16 protein-coding genes are annotated in these 16,696 nt (G+C 64.9%); 9 read left to right on the top strand and 7 right to left on the bottom strand.

The genetic code is table 11. From position 1 onward, the window contains the following. Positions 1 to 249 precede the first annotated feature (249 nt). Positions 250 to 516 (top strand): helix-turn-helix transcriptional regulator, encoded by a 267-nt coding sequence (locus CH293_RS21550; protein ID WP_094721452.1) that lies wholly within the window; start codon positions 250 to 252, stop codon positions 514 to 516. A 163-nt stretch (positions 517 to 679) separates the two neighbouring features. On the opposite strand, the gene CH293_RS21545 is transcribed toward CH293_RS21550, so the two are convergent. Together CH293_RS21545 and CH293_RS21540 are read right to left on the bottom strand one after the other, a co-directional pair. Next, complete coding sequence (locus CH293_RS21545; RefSeq protein WP_037109186.1) at positions 680 to 1,096, bottom strand: cytochrome c oxidase subunit 4; 417 nt, start codon at positions 1,094 to 1,096, stop codon at positions 680 to 682. A gap of 18 nt (positions 1,097 to 1,114) precedes the next feature. Then, positions 1,115 to 2,191: a cytochrome c oxidase subunit II gene (locus CH293_RS21540; RefSeq protein WP_026347926.1), complete on the bottom strand. Its 1,077-nt coding sequence runs from the start codon at positions 2,189 to 2,191 to the stop codon at positions 1,115 to 1,117. Positions 2,192 to 2,414: 223 nt separating this feature from the next. Here CH293_RS21540 and asnB point away from each other — a divergent pair, with 223 nt between their 5' ends. Further along, positions 2,415 to 4,340 (top strand): asparagine synthase (glutamine-hydrolyzing), encoded by a 1,926-nt coding sequence (asnB, locus tag CH293_RS21535; RefSeq protein WP_094721451.1) that lies wholly within the window; start codon positions 2,415 to 2,417, stop codon positions 4,338 to 4,340. 108 nt (positions 4,341 to 4,448) lie between these two features. Here asnB and CH293_RS21530 read toward each other — a convergent pair whose 3' ends face one another. Together CH293_RS21530 and CH293_RS21525 are read right to left on the bottom strand one after the other, a co-directional pair. Continuing rightward, positions 4,449 to 5,423 carry a carbohydrate kinase family protein gene (locus tag CH293_RS21530; protein WP_094721449.1) on the bottom strand — a complete coding sequence of 325 codons (975 nt, stop codon included), beginning with the start codon at positions 5,421 to 5,423 and terminating at the stop codon, positions 4,449 to 4,451. Positions 5,424 to 5,570: 147 nt separating this feature from the next. Then, the gene (locus CH293_RS21525; RefSeq protein WP_019665976.1) at positions 5,571 to 5,921 is read right to left on the bottom strand and encodes an iron-sulfur cluster assembly accessory protein; all 351 of its coding nucleotides are present in this window, start codon (positions 5,919 to 5,921) and stop codon (positions 5,571 to 5,573) included. A gap of 175 nt (positions 5,922 to 6,096) precedes the next feature. Here CH293_RS21525 and CH293_RS21515 point away from each other — a divergent pair, with 175 nt between their 5' ends. The 4 genes from CH293_RS21515 to CH293_RS21500 are packed head-to-tail and all read left to right on the top strand — an operon-like array spanning position 6,097 to position 9,191. Further along, a complete protein-coding gene (locus CH293_RS21515) occupies positions 6,097 to 6,747 on the top strand; it encodes a DUF3043 domain-containing protein (RefSeq protein ID WP_019665977.1) in 651 nt (216 codons plus the stop codon). A gap of 14 nt (positions 6,748 to 6,761) precedes the next feature. Further along, on the top strand, positions 6,762 to 7,340 hold the full coding sequence (cobU, locus tag CH293_RS21510) for a bifunctional adenosylcobinamide kinase/adenosylcobinamide-phosphate guanylyltransferase (RefSeq protein ID WP_094721447.1): 579 nt from the start codon (positions 6,762 to 6,764) through the stop codon (positions 7,338 to 7,340). 10 nt (positions 7,341 to 7,350) lie between these two features. Beyond that, entirely contained in the window at positions 7,351 to 8,427 is a 1,077-nt protein-coding gene (cobT, locus tag CH293_RS21505; protein WP_094721446.1) for a nicotinate-nucleotide--dimethylbenzimidazole phosphoribosyltransferase, read from the top strand. Further along, positions 8,427 to 9,191, top strand: coding sequence for an adenosylcobinamide-GDP ribazoletransferase (locus CH293_RS21500; protein WP_037109198.1), 765 nt, complete (start codon positions 8,427 to 8,429; stop codon positions 9,189 to 9,191). Before cobT ends, CH293_RS21500 begins: the two co-directional genes overlap by 1 nt. A 28-nt stretch (positions 9,192 to 9,219) precedes the next feature. On the opposite strand, the gene CH293_RS21495 is transcribed toward CH293_RS21500, so the two are convergent. After that, positions 9,220 to 10,323: a branched-chain amino acid aminotransferase gene (locus CH293_RS21495; protein WP_094721445.1), complete on the bottom strand. Its 1,104-nt coding sequence runs from the start codon at positions 10,321 to 10,323 to the stop codon at positions 9,220 to 9,222. A 34-nt stretch (positions 10,324 to 10,357) separates the two neighbouring features. Beyond that, positions 10,358 to 11,458 (bottom strand): glycine cleavage system aminomethyltransferase GcvT, encoded by a 1,101-nt coding sequence (gcvT, locus tag CH293_RS21490; protein WP_176460082.1) that lies wholly within the window; start codon positions 11,456 to 11,458, stop codon positions 10,358 to 10,360. A gap of 108 nt (positions 11,459 to 11,566) precedes the next feature. Between gcvT and CH293_RS21485 the strand changes: the two genes are divergently transcribed. Then, complete coding sequence (locus CH293_RS21485; RefSeq protein WP_094721443.1) at positions 11,567 to 13,084, top strand: leucyl aminopeptidase; 1,518 nt, start codon at positions 11,567 to 11,569, stop codon at positions 13,082 to 13,084. A 42-nt stretch (positions 13,085 to 13,126) separates the two neighbouring features. Here CH293_RS21485 and CH293_RS21480 read toward each other — a convergent pair whose 3' ends face one another. Further along, positions 13,127 to 13,459 (bottom strand): hypothetical protein, encoded by a 333-nt coding sequence (locus CH293_RS21480; RefSeq protein ID WP_019665984.1) that lies wholly within the window; start codon positions 13,457 to 13,459, stop codon positions 13,127 to 13,129. A 421-nt stretch (positions 13,460 to 13,880) separates the two neighbouring features. Here CH293_RS21480 and sucB point away from each other — a divergent pair, with 421 nt between their 5' ends. Both sucB and CH293_RS21470 read left to right on the top strand, forming a co-directional pair. Further along, positions 13,881 to 15,626 carry a 2-oxoglutarate dehydrogenase, E2 component, dihydrolipoamide succinyltransferase gene (sucB, locus tag CH293_RS21475; RefSeq protein WP_094721442.1) on the top strand — a complete coding sequence of 582 codons (1,746 nt, stop codon included), beginning with the start codon at positions 13,881 to 13,883 and terminating at the stop codon, positions 15,624 to 15,626. A 149-nt stretch (positions 15,627 to 15,775) separates the two neighbouring features. Then, positions 15,776 to 16,666 carry a TIGR01777 family oxidoreductase gene (locus CH293_RS21470; protein WP_037109210.1) on the top strand — a complete coding sequence of 297 codons (891 nt, stop codon included), beginning with the start codon at positions 15,776 to 15,778 and terminating at the stop codon, positions 16,664 to 16,666. Positions 16,667 to 16,696 lie beyond the last annotated feature (30 nt).

Genomic DNA, 16,696 nt, shown 5'->3' with positions numbered 1-16,696 from the left:
CTCCCCCACCCTCTCGCGTCCGCACACCCTCCGCCCGTCTGCCTCCCGTCTCCCCCGGACCGAACGTGGCGTTCGGTCACTCCAAGTGACCGAACGTGACATTCGGTCACCTCGGAACCCCACCTGCAGGACCGAATGTGCCGTCCAGTCACTCTGAGTGACCGAACGCGACGTTCGGTGCGACTGCGAGCGCCGCTCGCCAGCGAGGCGGAGGTCCCGGTAGTGTCGGCCGGTATTACTATTGGTCCCATGGTTCGCATCCCGTTGTCCCCTGAGGAGCTGTCGAGAGGTCTTCGCTTGGGTGAGTTGCTTCGCGCCACCCGCGGGTCGAGGACGATGACGGATGTTGCGGCGCATGCAGGAATTTCGGTGGAGACGCTACGCAAGATCGAGACGGGCCGGATTCCGACGCCTGCGTTCTTCACTGTTGCGGCGCTGTGCCGGACGCTGGGCTTGTCGCTCGACCAGGTAGCGGCCACCCTTGCCGACGCCGACCGTCAGGCCGACGCGTCCTGAGGGGCTCTCTCACGCCCGTCCGAGCATGTGGGTCACGCCTGAACCCACTGTGCGGAGTCATCGGGCAAATCACCCTTTCGTCGCCGCTGCACGACACACAGAAACGACTGACGCCGACCCCCAATCGGGAGTCGGCGTCAGTCGTTGTGTGAGCTGTGTGGAACTAGTGCTTCTCTGGTCCGAGGTGGTACTCGAACACCAGGCCTGCGGCCGCTGCCAGGATGAGCACGACACCGAATGCGATGAGCCACCAGAGGAAGAACGCGAATCCGATGGCGGTGACCGATGCGGCGCCGGCGAGCAGGATCGGCCAGAAACTACCGGGGCTGAAGAAGCCCAGATCGCCTGCACCGTCACTGATCTCTGCGTCGTCGAAGTCCTCGGGACGGGTGTCGAGACGACGGGCAACGAACCGGAAGTACGTTCCGATGATGAGTGTCAGACCGACCGACAGCGCGATGGCCGTGACACCGGCCCATTCGACGCCGGTCCGCGAGAATCCGGTGAAGAGGGCGTACACGATCCCGACGAGAAGAAAGAAGACAGTCAGGATCTCGAAGATCTTGGCTTCGATTTTCATTTCAGCATTCTTCCTGGGTCAGTTGCCTTCGGCGACGGATTCGGACTTCTGCGAGCGGTCCGTAGTGAACGGGATGGTGCTGGTGGCGATCGGAGACTGTCCGATTGCTTCCAGTGCCTGAGCGTTGGTGAGGCCTTCTCCGCCGTCGGACTCGGGCTTGCGAAGCTCGATGTATTCCTGGAAGTCGTCCGGGGATACTGCGCGCACCTCGAAGTTCATCATGGCGTGGAACGTGCCGCACATTTCGGTGCAGCGGCCGACGAAGGCGCCTTCGCGTTCGATCTCGGAGATCTGGAAGACGTTGTCCGAGTGATTTTCCTTCGGGTTCGGGAGGACGTCTCGCTTGAAGAGGAACTCGGGAACCCAGAAGCCGTGGATGACGTCGGAGGAGGCGAGAACGAACTCGATGCGCTTACCCGTCGGGAGGACCAGAACCGGAATCTCGTTGCTGGTGCCGACGGTCTCGATCTTGTTGTAGTGCAGGTAGGAGAGATCCTGCGGGCTTGCACCGTGGATCGCGCCGGGCACGAATTCGCCGTCCTCGCTACCTTCGGCGCCTTCACCCGGATCGGCGGCGGCCTCGGCAGCGGCCTGCGCTTCGAGGTCGGTGCCGTCGTACTTCACGACGCCGTCCTTCAAGTCGACCGTCTGGTAGCCGAACTTCCAGTTCCACTGGTACGCCGTTACGTCGACCGTCACATCGGGATTCGGCTCCTTCTCGTCGACGTAGTTCTGCACGACGACGGTGAAGTAGAACAGCACCGCGATGATCACGAAGGGAACTGCGGTGTAGAACAGCTCCAGGGGCACGTTGTATGCCGTCTGACGCGGGAACTCGGGCGAGTCCTTCTTCTTGCGGTGGAAGATGACCACCCAGAAGATCAGGGCCCACACGATGATGCCCATGATCAGGGCTGCCACCACGGACCATGTCCACAATTCTCGAATCGACTTGCCCTGGGGAGTAATGCCCGACGGAAAGCCGAAGCGCAGAACATCGTTGTCGATGGAACAACCCGACAACAGCAACGCGGCCAAGCCGAGAAATACTGTTAGCCCAGCTCGCCGAAGGATCCGACTCTGCGCCACGTTCACGCCTTCCTGATCGCTCACCACTGAAGAATGAGGGCTTCCACATGCGGATGCCCTAGTACTACGCAGCGTAGACCAAAGCCGTCGCATCACCACTCTTGGGTCGCCCGCGTTGCGCGTACCGTGTCTGCGGCATACTCGAGGTTTCCGTGCCGCCTGGGGCGTCAGGATGCTGACGCCGTGGCAGCGGACCAATCCCCAACTGCGAAACGAGGTAGCAGACGCTGTGTGTGGACTACTCGGTGTACTGACGTCGACCGGCACCGATGCTGCGGGAGTCGACCTCGTGTCCTCCGCCATGCACTGCATGCGCCACCGCGGACCGGACGAACCGGGCACGTGGCACGACGACGACATCATCTACGGATTCAATCGTCTGTCGATCATCGACATCGCTCATTCACATCAGCCGCTTCGGTGGGGGCCGCCCGAGAACCCGACGCGTTACGCACTGACGTTCAACGGCGAAATCTACAACTACCTCGAACTGAGGGAGGAACTCTCTCGCGATCACGGCGCCGAGTTCTTCACCGAGGGCGACGGCGAGTCCATCGTGGCGGCTTTCCACTACTGGGGCCCGACGGCTGTGCGGCGATTGCGTGGCATGTTCGGGTTCGCCATCTGGGATACCGAGACGCGCGAACTGTTTCTGGCTCGTGATCCGTTCGGCATCAAGCCGCTGTTCATGGCGACCGGCCCGGGCGGTACCGCGTTCGGTAGCGAGAAGAAGAGCCTGCTGGAGCTGACGGACCTGGTGGGTATCGGCACAGACCTCGACCCGAGAGCAACCGAGCACTACACCGTGTTGCAGTACGTACCCGAGCCGGAGACGCTGCACCGCAAGATCCGACGCCTCGAGTCCGGTTGCTACGCGACCCTCTCCCCCGGTGGGACTCCAGTGGTCACTCGGTACTTCACGCCGAAGTTCCCGGTGAAGCCGTTCGCGGCAGGTTCCGAGGCGGCTCGCTACCAGGAGATCGCGGAGGCGCTGGAGGATTCGGTCGCCAAGCACATGCGAGCCGATGTCACCGTCGGATCGTTCCTGTCGGGCGGCATCGACTCGACGGCAATCGCGGCTCTGGCGATGCGCCACAATCCGAACCTGATCACGTTCACCACTGGCTTCGAGCGTGAGGGCTACTCGGAGGTCGATGTGGCCGCGGAGTCGGCCGCCGCCATCGGGGCTCGCCATGTCGTCAAGGTCGTCGGGCCCGAGGAGTTCGCAGCGTCGATTCCGGAGATCGTCTGGTATCTCGACGATCCGGTCGCGGATCCGGCGCTGGTGCCGCTCTACTTCGTGGCGAAGGAAGCACGCAAGCACGTCAAGGTCGTGTTGTCGGGTGAAGGCGCCGACGAGCTCTTCGGTGGGTACACCATCTATCGAGAGCCACTGTCGCTCAAACCGTTCGAATATTTACCGAAGGGTCTGCGTCGCGCGGCGGGCGCTCTGAGCGAGAGGATTCCCGACGGTACGCGGGGCAAGAGTCTGCTGCACCGCGGATCCATGTCGCTCGAGGAGCGCTACTACGGCAATGCACGCAGTTTCGGTGACGCTCAGCTGAGGGCGGTGCTGCGCGATTTCCGTCCGGAGTGGACGCACACGGACGTCACTGCGCCGATCTATGCGCAGTCGCAGGGCTGGGATCCCGTGGCGAGAATGCAGCACCTCGATCTGTTCACGTGGTTGCGCGGCGACATTCTGGTCAAGGCGGACAAGATAACCATGGCGAATTCCCTCGAACTACGTGTCCCGTTCCTCGACAACGAGGTGTTCGCGGTAGCCGAGAAGCTGCCGTTGGAGCAGAAGATCACGAAGGACACCACCAAGTACGCGCTGCGGCAGGCGCTCGAAGGAATCGTGCCCGGCCACGTTCTGCATCGCGCGAAGCTCGGTTTCCCGGTTCCTCTTCGGCACTGGCTGCGCGGAACCGAATTGTTCGATTGGGCGCACGAGCAGATCGCTGCGTCGGAGACCGATCACATCCTGAACAAGGCAGCCATCACCGCGATGCTGAACGAGCACCGCGACGGCAAGTCCGATCACAGCCGACGGCTGTGGACTGTCCTGATCTTCATGGTGTGGCACGGCATCTTCGTGGAGAAGCGGATCGTCCCGGAGATCGCGGAGCCGACGTACCCGGTGGACCTCTGACGGGACACAGGCTCGTCTGAATCTCCACCTGAACTCAGATGGCCCGCACGCAACGATCTCGACTGTTGCGTGCGGGCCATCGACGTGAGGACTGCGATACCGAGCGACCTATGACGGCAGGAGTGCGCCGATCTCCTCGGCCGCGACGGACCCGTAGGCCGCGCCGAGACGCTTCAGTGCATCGTCGCGCACGAAGGTCCATTCCTGAGTACCGGTGGTCTCGAGCACGAGAACCGCGACGAGCGAGCCGAGTTGTGCGGCGCGTTCGACCGTCGCACCGGCGCGGTGTGCCAGGAGGAATCCCGCGCGGAATCCGTCGCCGACGCCGGTCGGGTCGACCTTGCTTGTTTCCGGTACGACCTCGACATGCGTCCTCGTACCGTCGGCTGCGACGATTTCCACACCGGATTTGCCGAGCGTGGTGACTCGCAGTCCGACCTTCGCGGCGATCTCCGTTTCGGACAGTCCGGTTTTCTGACGCAGCAGTCCCCACTCGTATTCGTTCGTGAACAAGTAGGTCGCGCCATCGACGAGGGCGATTGCCTGCTCGCCGGTCAGTCGCGCCAGCTGCTGCGACGGATCGGCTGCGAACGGAATTCCGCTCGCACGGCACTGGTCGGTGTGCGCGATCATCGCGTCGGGATCGTTGGCGCCGATGAGAACGAGTTCGATGGGACTCGAGGACACCAATCCGTCGATCGTGATGTCACGAGCTTCGCTCATCGCACCGGGGTAGAACGAGGCAATCTGAGCCATGTCCTCGTCGGTCGTGCACACGAATCGAGCGGTGTGTGCGGACTCCGAGACTCGCACGCCCCCGCAGTCGACGCCGTTGGCTTCCAACCACGCGCGGTACTCGCCGAAGTCCGGTCCGACGGCTCCCACGAGTAGCGGTGATCCGCCGAGGACACCGAGTGCGTATGCGATGTTCCCGCCGACTCCGCCTTTGCGGATCACCAGATCGTCGACGAGGAAGCTGAGCGAGATGTTCGACAGCTGATCGGTAACGATCTGCTCGGCGAACTTGCCCGGAAATCGCATGAGGTGATCGGTGGCTATCGATCCCGATACCGCGAGTGTCACGTGGATGGGCCTTTCGGTTGGCGAGACGGGCTAGGTGAGTGGAAATGTGCCCCCTGGGCTACATTCCCACTCATCCAGCGGTTGGGTGTGAACAGACCTCTGACCGGTACCCGCGAGCGAGTACCGGTCAGAGGTTGTGCTGAAAACTCAGTTGAACGAATCACCGCAGGCGCACGAGCCTGTGGCATTCGGGTTGTCGATCGTGAAGCCCTGCTTCTCGATGGTGTCCACGAAATCGATGGACGCACCTTCGACGTACGGAGCACTCATCCGGTCCACGGCGAGCGTGACGCCGTTGAAGTCGACCGCGAGGTCGCCGTCGAGGCTTCGATCGTCGAAGAAGAGCTGATAGCGCAGACCTGCGCAACCACCGGGCTGCACAGCAATGCGCAGTGCGAGGTCGTCGCGGCCTTCTTGATCCAGCAACGCCTTGGCCTTCGACGACGCGGCTTCTGTCATCGTGACCTTGTGCGTGATGGTCTCGTTCGAGACGGTCATGGGCTCTCCCTGTCAGTCGTACCAAACCCGTGAACGCCTCAACCGTACTCTGCTCCCGCTTATTCCTCACGAGCCACGGGCGTCGAAGACCGATTCGAGCGTGGAACCCCGGACTTCGGACGTGTGCGACGCGGCCGGTGTTCAGGACTTCGTCGTCATCCCATAACCTGGGAGGGTGAAGTTGCTACGCCGCGGAAACTCTGACAATTCGGACGGGGACGATTCGAAGTCCGTCGAGTCCCCCGCCACGGACCAGACGGCTCCTGCCGTCGGCAAGGGTCGGCCGACGCCGAAGCGTCGGGAAGCCGAGGCGCGGCGCCGCGGTCCGGTCGCCCCACCGCCGATGACGAGCAAGGAAGCCCGCGAGCGCAGGAAGGCGAACCGGGGCTCCAAGGACGACCGGAAGAAAGCCGCGGCCGAGCGGCGCGCTGCCTCTGCTGAGCGTCGTGAACGGATGCTGGCCGGTGAGGACAAGTACCTGCTCCCCCGCGACAAGGGTCCGGTTCGGGCCTTTGCGCGCGATCTGGTGGATGCACGACGCAACCTCGTCGGCTTGTTCATGCCGTTGGCGTTGCTCCTGATCTTCGCGTTGTTCCTCAGTCCGGCCGTTCAGGCGTTCGTGACTCTCGCGATGTTCGTGATGATGCTGTTCATGGTGATCGAGGGCATCTTCATCGGCCGTCAGATCAACAATCGGGTGCGTGAGCGTTTCCCGGACACCACCGACGGTGGCTTCCGCCTCGGCTGGTACGCATTCGTCCGCGCGTCGCAGTTGCGCAAGATGCGCGCGCCGAAGCCACGCGTCGAGCGCGGCGCAGCAGTCTGACCGCTGCGGCCCACGTGAGTATCGTGCGGCGCACGCTTGTCCTTGGGGGTACGCGGTCGGGTAAGTCTGCGTACGCGGAAGCTCTTGCCGCCGAGGCGCCTGTTGTTCGATATGTCGCGACGGGACGCCGCATCGTCGGCGACGCCGATTGGAATGCTCGTCTGGACGCGCACCGCGCGCGTCGTCCGTCGGAGTGGTCCACCGTGGAATCGTCGGACGGGCTTGCGGTGACTCTGCACGAAGCACATCCGGGTACGACGATCGTCGACGATCTCGGCACCTGGTTGACCAGCGCCCTCGACGACGCCGATGCCTGGGATCTGCCGCGAGGAACCGTCGCCCCAGCCACCGACGCACTGTGTGCGGCCGTGCAGCAGTACCGGGGCGATCTGGTTCTCGTCAGTCCCGAGGTGGGGTGGGGCGTGGTTCCCGCGACTCGCTCGGGCAGGCTGTTCCAGGACGAGATGGGTACCCTCAATTCCCGACTGGCCGCCACGTGCGAGACGGTCGTTCTCGTCGTCGCCGGCCTCCCGCTGCCACTGAAGTCCGACAACCCGAAGACCGACGATGACAGCGGTTCCGATTTTCGATGAAAGGTCGCCTGTGACAGCCCCTTCGGAGTCCGAGGACTTCTCGACGCCCCTGCGTCCCGTGGCACCTCCGTCGGCGGAGTCGCGAGTGCAGGCTTCGGAGCTGCAGCGATCGCTGACCAAGCCCGTGGGCAGCCTCGGGCGGCTCGAGGAGCTCGGCGAGTGGGTGTCCGCCTGCCAGGACCGATGCCCTCCGTCGCCGATCGTCAGGCCACGAGTGGTGGTGTTCGCGGGTGATCACGGCGTGGCTACTCACGGGGTGTCGGCGTACCCGACAGAGGTCACCGCGCAGATGGTCGCCAACTTCACTGCCGGCGGCGCCGCGGTGAATGCGCTCGCGGGGGTCGCCGGGGCGTCGGTGCGGGTCGTCGACATCTCGGTCGCCACCGATACGGATCCTGCGGTGAGCACGTACAAGGTTCGTCGTTCCAGCGGATCCATCGATCGAGAAGACGCCCTGACCTCGGACGAGGTTCTCGCCGCGATCGATGCGGGCCGCGCCCTCGCGGACGAGGAGGTCGACGGCGGTGCCGATCTACTGATCGCGGGCGACATGGGAATCGGAAACACCACTCCCGCAACAACGTTGATCGCTGCACTCACCGACACCGAACCCGTCGCCGCAGTCGGACGAGGTACCGGGATCGACGACGCGGGCTGGATCAGGAAGACCGGAGCGATCCGTGACGCGATGCGTCGAGCACGGCCGGTCGTGAAGGATCCGGTGGCATTGCTTCGAGTCGCCGGCGGCGCCGACATCGCGGCCATGGCGGGCTTTCTCGCGCAGGCAGCGCACCGTCGTACCCCGGTGATCCTCGACGGTCTCGTCGTGACCGCGGCAGCATTGGTGGCGGAGGAGTCGGCTCGCGGCGGGCGTGAATGGTGGATCGCCGGCCATCGCTCGACCGAACCTGCTCACTCGATTGCGCTGCGTCACTTGCGGATCGAGCCTGTTCTGGAGCTCGACATGCGTCTCGGCGAAGGCTCGGGTGCACTCGTTGCACTCAATGTGGTGCACGCGGCGGTGGCCACTCTCGGTGAGATGTCGACGTTCGCTGCAGCGGGGGTCAGCACCGAGACCACCACGTAATGCTCGTCGGACCGCGTTTGGCACTGTCGTGGTTGACGGTTGTGCCGGTGCGCGGCCCGGAGACGGTCGGTCGCGACGAAGCCCGTGCGGCGATCGGGTGGACGCCACTGGTGGGGGTCGGGCTCGGCGTATCGGCGGCGGCCGTTCTGTGGATCGGCGTGGTTGCCGCGTCTCTGCCTGCCGTCCTGGCCGGGGCGTTGAGCGTCGCTGCGCTCGCGTTGCTGACCCGAGGTATGCACATCGACGGGCTGGCGGACACGGCTGACGGATTGGGGTGCTACGGGCCACCCGAGCGCGCCCGTGAAGTGATGCGGTCCGGAAGCGCAGGTCCGTTCGGCGTCGCGGCCGTCGGGTTGGTGATGCTCGTTCAGGCCGCCGGGTTCGGCGCTCTCGCCTCGGCCGATCAGTGGTGGTCTGCCGTCGTCGCTGTCGCTACCGGGCGCGTCGCCGTCGTTCTCGCGTGCCGACGCGGCGTCCGGCCCGCGTCGGACACCGGTTTCGGTGCATTGGTTGCGGATTCGCAGTCTCGCGTCGTGGTGTCCACGTGGGCGGTACTGTCTGTTGCAGCATCGGCTCTCGCCGTCGACGGTCGGTGGTGGCAGGGCCCGGTGGTACTCGTTGCCGCGTTGGGCGCGGCCGCACTGGGCGTTCGACACTGTGTCCGACGGTTCGGCGGTGTCAGCGGAGACGTTCTGGGCGCAGCTGTGGAGATGACGACGACGATCGTCGTGGTGGGGTTGCTGGCGGGTCTGCCTTCCGCCTGATCGGACGATCCGCGGAAGGCAGATCTGGTCAGCCGAGCTTGGTCATCCAACCGTGCGTGTCCGCGAATGTGCCACGCTGAATGCCGGTCAGGGTGTCTCGCAGCGCGAGGGTCACTTCACCTGGCTCGCCGTCGGCGATGACGAATTCGCCCTCGGCGGACTTCACGGTTCCGACCGGGGTGATGACGGCGGCGGTTCCGCATGCGAAGACCTCGGTGATCTCGCCCGATTCGGCACCCTTGCGCCATTCCTCGGTGGAGATCCGACGTTCCTCGACGGGGATGCCGGAGTCTGTTGCGAGCGTCAGCAGAGAGTCGCGCGTGATGCCCGGCAGAAGCGAGCCCGAGAGGGACGGGGTGACGAGCCGGGCGTCGGAACCGGAGCCGAAGACGAAGAACAGGTTCATTCCGCCCATTTCTTCGACGTAGCGTCGCTCGATGGCGTCGAGCCAGACCACCTGATCGCAGCCTTCGTCGCTGGCCTGGGCCTGCGCGAGGAGCGACGCGGCGTAGTTGCCCGCGAACTTGGCCGCGCCGGTGCCTCCGGGGGCGGCACGGACGTACTCGGTCGAGAGCCACACCTTGACGGGCTTGACACCGCGTGGGAAGTACGCGCCTGCGGGTGATGCGATGAGCATGTAGCGGTAGTCGTCCGCCGGCCGGACTCCGAGGCCTGCCTCGGTGGAGAACATGTACGGACGCAGGTACAGAGCGTCTTCGCCGCCGGCCTCGGGAACCCACTCGTGGTCCACGGCGAGCAGTTGCTCGATCGATCCGAGGAACAGTTCGTCGGGCAGTTCCGGCATCGCGAGCCGCTTCGCCGACGTACGGAAACGCTCCGCGTTGGACAGCACGCGGAACGACGCGAACTCACCACTCGGCTGGCGGTACACTTTCAGGCCTTCGAAGATGGCCTGGCCGTAATGGAGAACCATCGCGGCCGGGTCGAGCTCGATGGGACCGTACGGCGCGATCGTCGGCTCGTACCAGCCCTTCTCGGCGGTGTAGTCGATGATCGCCATGTGGTCTGTGAAGAACTTCCCGAACCCGGGCGCGGCCAGTACTGCTTCTCTGGCTTCCGACGGAGCCGGAGAGGGATGCTGCACGCGGGTGAATTCGGGAGTGCCTGTCATGTGAGGAATCTTAATCCTCCGCGCAGCCAGGTATTCACTTGGTGTTGACGGAGACGAACGGCGGAGCGACTATCTCGCACGCCAAGGCGCGGCCACGGACGTCGACCTCGACGGTGTCCCCTGGCGTCACCTCGGCGCTCGAATCCAGCAATGCTAGTGCGATTCCGACTCCGAGCGAGGGTGAGAACGTGCCGGACGTGGTGGTTCCGATCGACTTGCCGTCGTGCGTGACGGTGAGTCCAGGACGAAGGACACCGCGATCGAGTGCTTTGACCCCGCGCAGCACACGCGCGGGACCGGCAGTCTTTTCCGCGACGAGGGCGTCCTTGCCCCAGAACTGTTCCTTCTTCCATCCGACTGCCCACCCGCATCGGGCCTGCAGCGGCGATATGTCCAGTGACAGTTCGTGGCCGTGCAGCGGGTAACCCATTTCGGTGCGCAAGGTGTCTCGGGCACCGAGCCCGGCGACCTGCCCGCCGACGCCTCGGACCTGGTCGACCAGCGCCCGTAGGAGGGCTTCTGTGTCGGACCACGCCGGGATGAGTTCGTACCCGTGTTCTCCGGTGTAACCGGTGCGGCACACTCGCACCGGTGCTCCTCGCCACGTCGCGTCCGCGAACGCCATGTACTCCATGTCCGCCGGAAGGCCCAGGCTCTCCACGACCGCACGCGATTCCGGTCCCTGCACGGCGAGCACTCCGAAGTCTCGATGCCGATCGGCGACGGTGACACCGGCGGGCGCCTGTGTCGCCAGTGCCGCGACGACCGCTGCGGTGTTGGCCGCGTTAGGGACGAGGAACACCTCCTCGTCGCTCACGTGGTAGGCGATGAGGTCGTCGACGACGCCGCCGGACTCGGTGCAGCACAACGTGTACTGGGCTTTGCCTGGCCGGATGCGGCCGAGATCGTTGGTCAACGTCGCGTCGACGAATTGCGCTGCACCCGGTCCGCTGACGACAGCCTTACCGAGGTGACTGACGTCGAAGACGCCGACGGATTCTCGAACTGCTTTGTGCTCGGCGACGACACCGGAGTAGGACACCGGCATCTCCCATCCGCCGAACGGCGCGAACGTGGCACCGAGTTCTACGTGAACGGTGTGCGCGGGACCTCTGACGAGCTCGGCTTCACTCATGGTCGCCAACGCTAGCGGACAACAGCCCTCGCGGCGGTGATCGTCACCGCGGCGATCACTACGATCGAAGCCGACCGACACAATCGATCCCTTTGTAGGAGCTGCCACGTGCCCTCGACTTCATCCCGCACCCTCGGACCCGAGCTGGCGCTGGCCGGCCGAATCGGCAAGAACGTCGACGTACTGGTCGTCGCCCTGAGTACGAGTGACGAAGGGCTGGAACTGCACACCGACGAGGACGTCTTCGACGACGCCGTGGCGACGACGTTGTTCGACTCGTTCGACAGCGTCGGCGCAACCGGCAAGGCGGACGAACTCACGCGCATTCCCGCGCCCTCCGCACTGGGCGTGTCCAGTGTGCTCGGTGTGGGCCTCGGCGCGTCGGCGGACATCGACGACGAGCGCATCCGGCGATCGGCCGGCACCGCGGCTCGCGCACTGAGCGGCACGGGAACCGTTGCCACCACTCTGTCCTCGCTCGATCTCGGTGCGACCGCCGAGGGTTTCTTCCTCGGCGCGTACACGTTCACCGAGTTCAAGTCCGCACTCTCCGCGCCGGGTCCGGACGCCGGCCCGGTCGCTCGGGTCGAACTCCTCGTAGCGAATCCTCGTGCGCGTGAGCCGAAGTCGGAGCTGGCGCGGTCACTGGCCATCGCCGAGTCCGTCGCGCTCGCGCGTGACTTCGTCAACACTCCCCCGAGCCACCTCTATCCCGAGGAGTTCGCGGCGCGCGCCAAGGAACTGGGCACCGCAGCGGGTCTGAGTGTCCAGATTCTCGACGACAAAGCGCTGGAAAAGGGTGGGTACGGCGGCATCCACGGCGTCGGCAAAGGCTCGTCGAGGCTGCCACGGCTTGTCCGGCTGAGCCATTCGGGAGGCAAGCGGAAGTCGAAGAAGGTCGCGCTCGTCGGCAAGGGCATCACGTTCGACACCGGCGGCATCTCCATCAAGCCTGCCGCGGGCATGGAGAACATGACGTCCGACATGGCCGGCGCCGCCGCCGTCATCGCGACGGTCATCCTCGCCGCCAAAGTCGGTCTCGCGCTCGACGTCGTCGCTACCGTTCCGATGGCGGAGAACATGCCGTCCGGGACCGCGCAGCGTCCCGGTGACGTGTTGACCCAGTACGGCGGAATCACCGTCGAGGTCATCAACACCGATGCCGAAGGCCGCCTCGTTCTGGCCGACGCCATCGTGCGTGCCTGCGAGGACGACCCGGACTACCTGATCGACACGGCGACGCTGACCGGCGCGCAGGTCGTCGCGCTCGGCAACCGCACGCCTGGCGTCATGGGTACCGACGCGTTCCGCGATCGCGTAGCAGCGCTGTCGCAGGCTGTCGGCGAGGACGGTTGGGCTATGCCGCTGCCGAAGGAGATTCGACGCGAACTGGATTCCAAGGTCGCGGATCTGGCGAACGTGACCAACGGTCGCGCGGGCGGCATGTTGGCGGCAGCACTGTTCTTGAAGGAGTTCGTCGCCGAGGGTGTCGAGTGGGCGCACATCGACGTCGCCGGTCCTGCCTACAACACGGGTGGGCCGTTCGGTTACATCGGCAAGGGCGGCACGGGCGTGCCGGTGCGGACGATGTTCGCAGTACTCGAGGACATCGTCGAGAACGGCTAGCTCCTATGTGACTGGAAATGTAGGCCAGGCCTACATTTCCACTCACATACCTTCGGCTCGCTTGCGCAGGATCTTCTGCCGCGCGTCGTAGTCACGCATGCGCTGGGGGTAGCGGGTCTTGCGGACGTCGTAGACGGGAATCTTCAGGTCCGGGCCGATCTTTCGGATATCGCGCTCGTCGACGGCGCGGCGTGTCCACTCGCCGTCGTTCGCTACCAGAACCACAGTGACAGGAGTCACTGTCGTTTTCGGTTCCACGTACGCCTCGACGCCGATCCTGGCCGCGGTCCAGTCCGCGAGGTACTGCGCGGTCGAGCCCTCCTTGGCTCGTCTACCTCCAGTGCCGCGTCGAGAGAAACGATCGAACAAGCCCACTGCTTGACTCCTGTCATCGGTGCGTCAATCTGTCGTCGCGGATCACGCACTTCGTGTTACTCACCAGTTTGCCAGTCCGAGATCAGCCCTCGGGGAACATGCGACGCCGAGGGATGGAAGGATGAAGGTAGAGGGTTCAACTCTCTCGTTGTCGAGAAAGATTGCCGATCGCGGATGGAAGGGCGTAGAGGTGCCAGCTGGAGTCAGCCGATCGTCTTCGGCCAACCGTCTCGCCACATCCGGTTCGGGCGCCCTGGCGCGGACGTCCGTCGACTACCTCGCCGCAATTAACGCAAGTATCGTCCGCGAACCTTGCAGCGCCAGCACAATAGTTTCAGCACTGGTTTCCACACACTGTTCTGCGACCACAAGTCGTAGGAACTGAATTTACCCGCATACAACTGTCGAGGAGTCAACAGACATGGCCTTCTCCGTCCAGATGCCAGCTCTTGGTGAGAGCGTCACCGAGGGAACTGTCACGAGGTGGCTCAAGCAGGAGGGCGACACCGTCGAGGTCGACGAACCGTTGCTCGAAGTATCGACAGACAAAGTCGATACCGAAATCCCGTCCCCCGCTGCTGGCGTTCTGACGAAGATCGTGGCTCAGGAAGACGACACCGTCGAGATCGGTGGCGAGCTCGCGCAGATCGGCGACGCAGGCGAAGAGTCCGCGCCCGCTGCAGAGCCCGAGGCCGCCGAGGAAGAGCCCACACCGGCCGCCGAGCCCGAGCCCCAGGCCGAGGAAGAGGCACCGGCAGAGGACGCTGCTCCCGCGGCGAAGTCCGAGTCGAGCGGATCCGGCACCCCGGTGAAGATGCCCGAGCTGGGCGAGTCCGTGACCGAGGGAACCGTCACGCGGTGGCTGAAGGCAGTCGGCGACGAGGTCGCGGTCGACGAGCCACTCCTCGAGGTCTCCACCGACAAGGTCGACACCGAGATTCCGTCCCCCGTCGCAGGCACGCTGCTCGAGATCAACGCCGAGGAAGACGACACCGTCGAGATCGGTGGTCAGCTCGCGGTGATCGGTTCCGGTGCACCGGCGGAGAAGGCCCCCGAGCCCGACAAGGCCCCGGAGCCGGAGAAGAAGCCCGAGCCCGAGAAGAAGCCCGAGCCGGTCGAGGAAGCACCCAAGCAGGAAGCACCCAAGGAAGCACCCAAGGAAGCACCCAAGCAGGAAGCTCCGAAGAAGCAGGAGTCCGCACCGTCCGGTGACGCGACTCCCTACGTCACTCCTCTCGTGCGCAAGCTCGCCGCGGACAACGATGTCGATCTCTCCGAGATCAAGGGCACCGGTGTCGGTGGACGTATCCGCAAGCAGGACGTGCTCGCCGCAGCGGAAGCGAAGAAGGCTCCCGCTCAGGCCGAGGCGCCGGCCGCGGCTCCCGCTGCCGCGTCCGCTCCGGCGGCTCCGGCTACCGCAGGCGTTCGCCCCGAGCTCGCTCACCTTCGCGGTACGACTCAGAAGATCAATCGCATCCGTCAGATCACGGCGAAGAAGACTCGTGAGTCGCTGCAGACCACGGCTCAGCTCACGCAGACGTTCGAGGTCGATGTCACGACGATCGCTGCGCTGCGTACCAAGGCCAAGTCGACGTTTTCCAAGAACGAAGGCGTCAACCTGACCTACCTGCCGTTCTTCGCGAAGGCGGTCGTCGAGGCGCTCAAGGCGCACCCGAACGTCAACGCCAGCATCGACGAGGACAAGAAGGAGATCACCTACCACGCCGATGTCCACCTCGGCATTGCCGTGGACACCGAGCAGGGTCTGCTCTCCCCCGTCATCCACAACGCGGGTGACCTGTCGCTCGCCGGTCTGGCTCGCGCCATCGCCGACATCGCCTCGCGTGCACGCTCCGGTGGCCTCAAGCCCGACGAGCTCTCCGGCGGCACGTTCACCATCACCAACATCGGTAGCCAGGGCGCGTTGTTCGACACGCCGATTCTGGTTCCGCCGCAGGCGGCGATGCTCGGTACCGGCGCGATCGTCAAGCGTCCGGTCGTCGTGAAGGATGCCGCGGGCAACGAGTCCATCGGTGTTCGTTCGATGGTCTACCTGCCGCTGACCTACGATCACCGCCTGGTCGACGGTGCGGATGCCGGTCGTTTCCTGACGACGATCAAGCAGCGTCTGGAAGATGCTTCGTTCGAGGCGGACCTGGGTATCTGATCCGACACGAGCGCGGCTGTGTCTGTATCGTGAGGTACCAGACATTCCGGACGTGATCGTCCTCGAACAATCGGGGTAGACCACACAATCGGGGCGCCACTCGCACTGCGGGTGGCGCCCCGAAACCGTCGAGAGGGGCGTCGAACACCATGCGCGTCGTCATTGCAGGTTCTTCGGGATTGATCGGTACCGCCCTCGTGGCGTCGCTGCGCGGACGAGGTCACGAGGTGTCCCGCCTCGTGCGTCGCGCACCGGCAGGGCCGGACGAATTCCAGTGGGATCCCCCGGCGGGAACGGTCGACGAGCGTGCACTTCGCTCATGTGACGCCGTGGTGAATCTCTGTGGAGTCGGCATCGGTGACAAGCGGTGGTCCGGTGCGTACAAGCAAGAGGTTCGCGACAGCCGGATCACGCCCACCGAGGTGTTGGCGGGTGCCTGTGCGGAGCACGGGATCCCGACTCTCGTCAACGCCAGTGGCATCAACTTCTACGGCGACACCGGCGATCGCATCGTCGACGAATCGGATGGTGTCGGTGAGGGGTTCCTCGCCGAGGTGTGCCGCGACTGGGAACTCGCGACGGCCGATGCCGTCGCCGGTGGGGTACGGACGGTGATGCTTCGGAGCGGAGTGGTGCTGTCGCGCCGCGGTGGGATGATGGGCAAACTTCGCCCGTTGTATCTGCTCGCGCTCGGCGGTCGGTTGGGTAGCGGGCGTCAGTACTTTCCGTGGATCTCGTTGAAGGACGAGATCGGCGGGATCATCCACAGCATCGAGAACGACGCCGTGCGCGGTCCGGTGAACATGGTGGGTCCGGCCCCGGTCACCAATGCTCAGTTCAACAGCGCGTTCTCGCGGGCAATCAAGCGACCGGCACCCTGGGTGGTTCCCGGATTCGCGCTTCGTCTGGTGATCGGCGAGTTCGCCGAGGAAGCCATCCTCACCGGCCCGCGCGCCATCCCGAAGGTCCTCGAGGACACCGGGTTCACGTTCGAACACAACACTGTCGGCGAGGCGCTGCGCGCGGCCGTCGGGAGCTGATTCCGTTCGCGCGCGGGGTCGGCGTAACGT

This window comes from Rhodococcus sp. 14-2470-1b (assembly GCF_002259415.1).
GTDB lineage: Bacteria > Actinomycetota > Actinomycetes > Mycobacteriales > Mycobacteriaceae > Rhodococcoides.
The sequence above is the reverse complement of the archived record's forward strand: the minus strand, read 5'-3'. Positions and strand labels throughout refer to the sequence as shown.

Coding starts and splice junctions, on each gene's coding strand:
- CH293_RS21495 (WP_094721445.1), bottom strand. CDS start 10,323: ATGACAGGCACTCCCGAATTCACCCGCGTGCAGCATCCCTCTCCGGCT.
- CH293_RS21550 (WP_094721452.1), top strand. CDS start 250: ATGGTTCGCATCCCGTTGTCCCCTGAGGAGCTGTCGAGAGGTCTTCGC.
- CH293_RS21545 (WP_037109186.1), bottom strand. CDS start 1,096: ATGAAAATCGAAGCCAAGATCTTCGAGATCCTGACTGTCTTCTTTCTT.
- CH293_RS21470 (WP_037109210.1), top strand. CDS start 15,776: ATGCGCGTCGTCATTGCAGGTTCTTCGGGATTGATCGGTACCGCCCTC.
- sucB (WP_094721442.1), top strand. CDS start 13,881: ATGGCCTTCTCCGTCCAGATGCCAGCTCTTGGTGAGAGCGTCACCGAG.
- CH293_RS21500 (WP_037109198.1), top strand. CDS start 8,427: ATGCTCGTCGGACCGCGTTTGGCACTGTCGTGGTTGACGGTTGTGCCG.
- gcvT (WP_176460082.1), bottom strand. CDS start 11,458: ATGAGTGAAGCCGAGCTCGTCAGAGGTCCCGCGCACACCGTTCACGTA.
- CH293_RS21525 (WP_019665976.1), bottom strand. CDS start 5,921: ATGACCGTCTCGAACGAGACCATCACGCACAAGGTCACGATGACAGAA.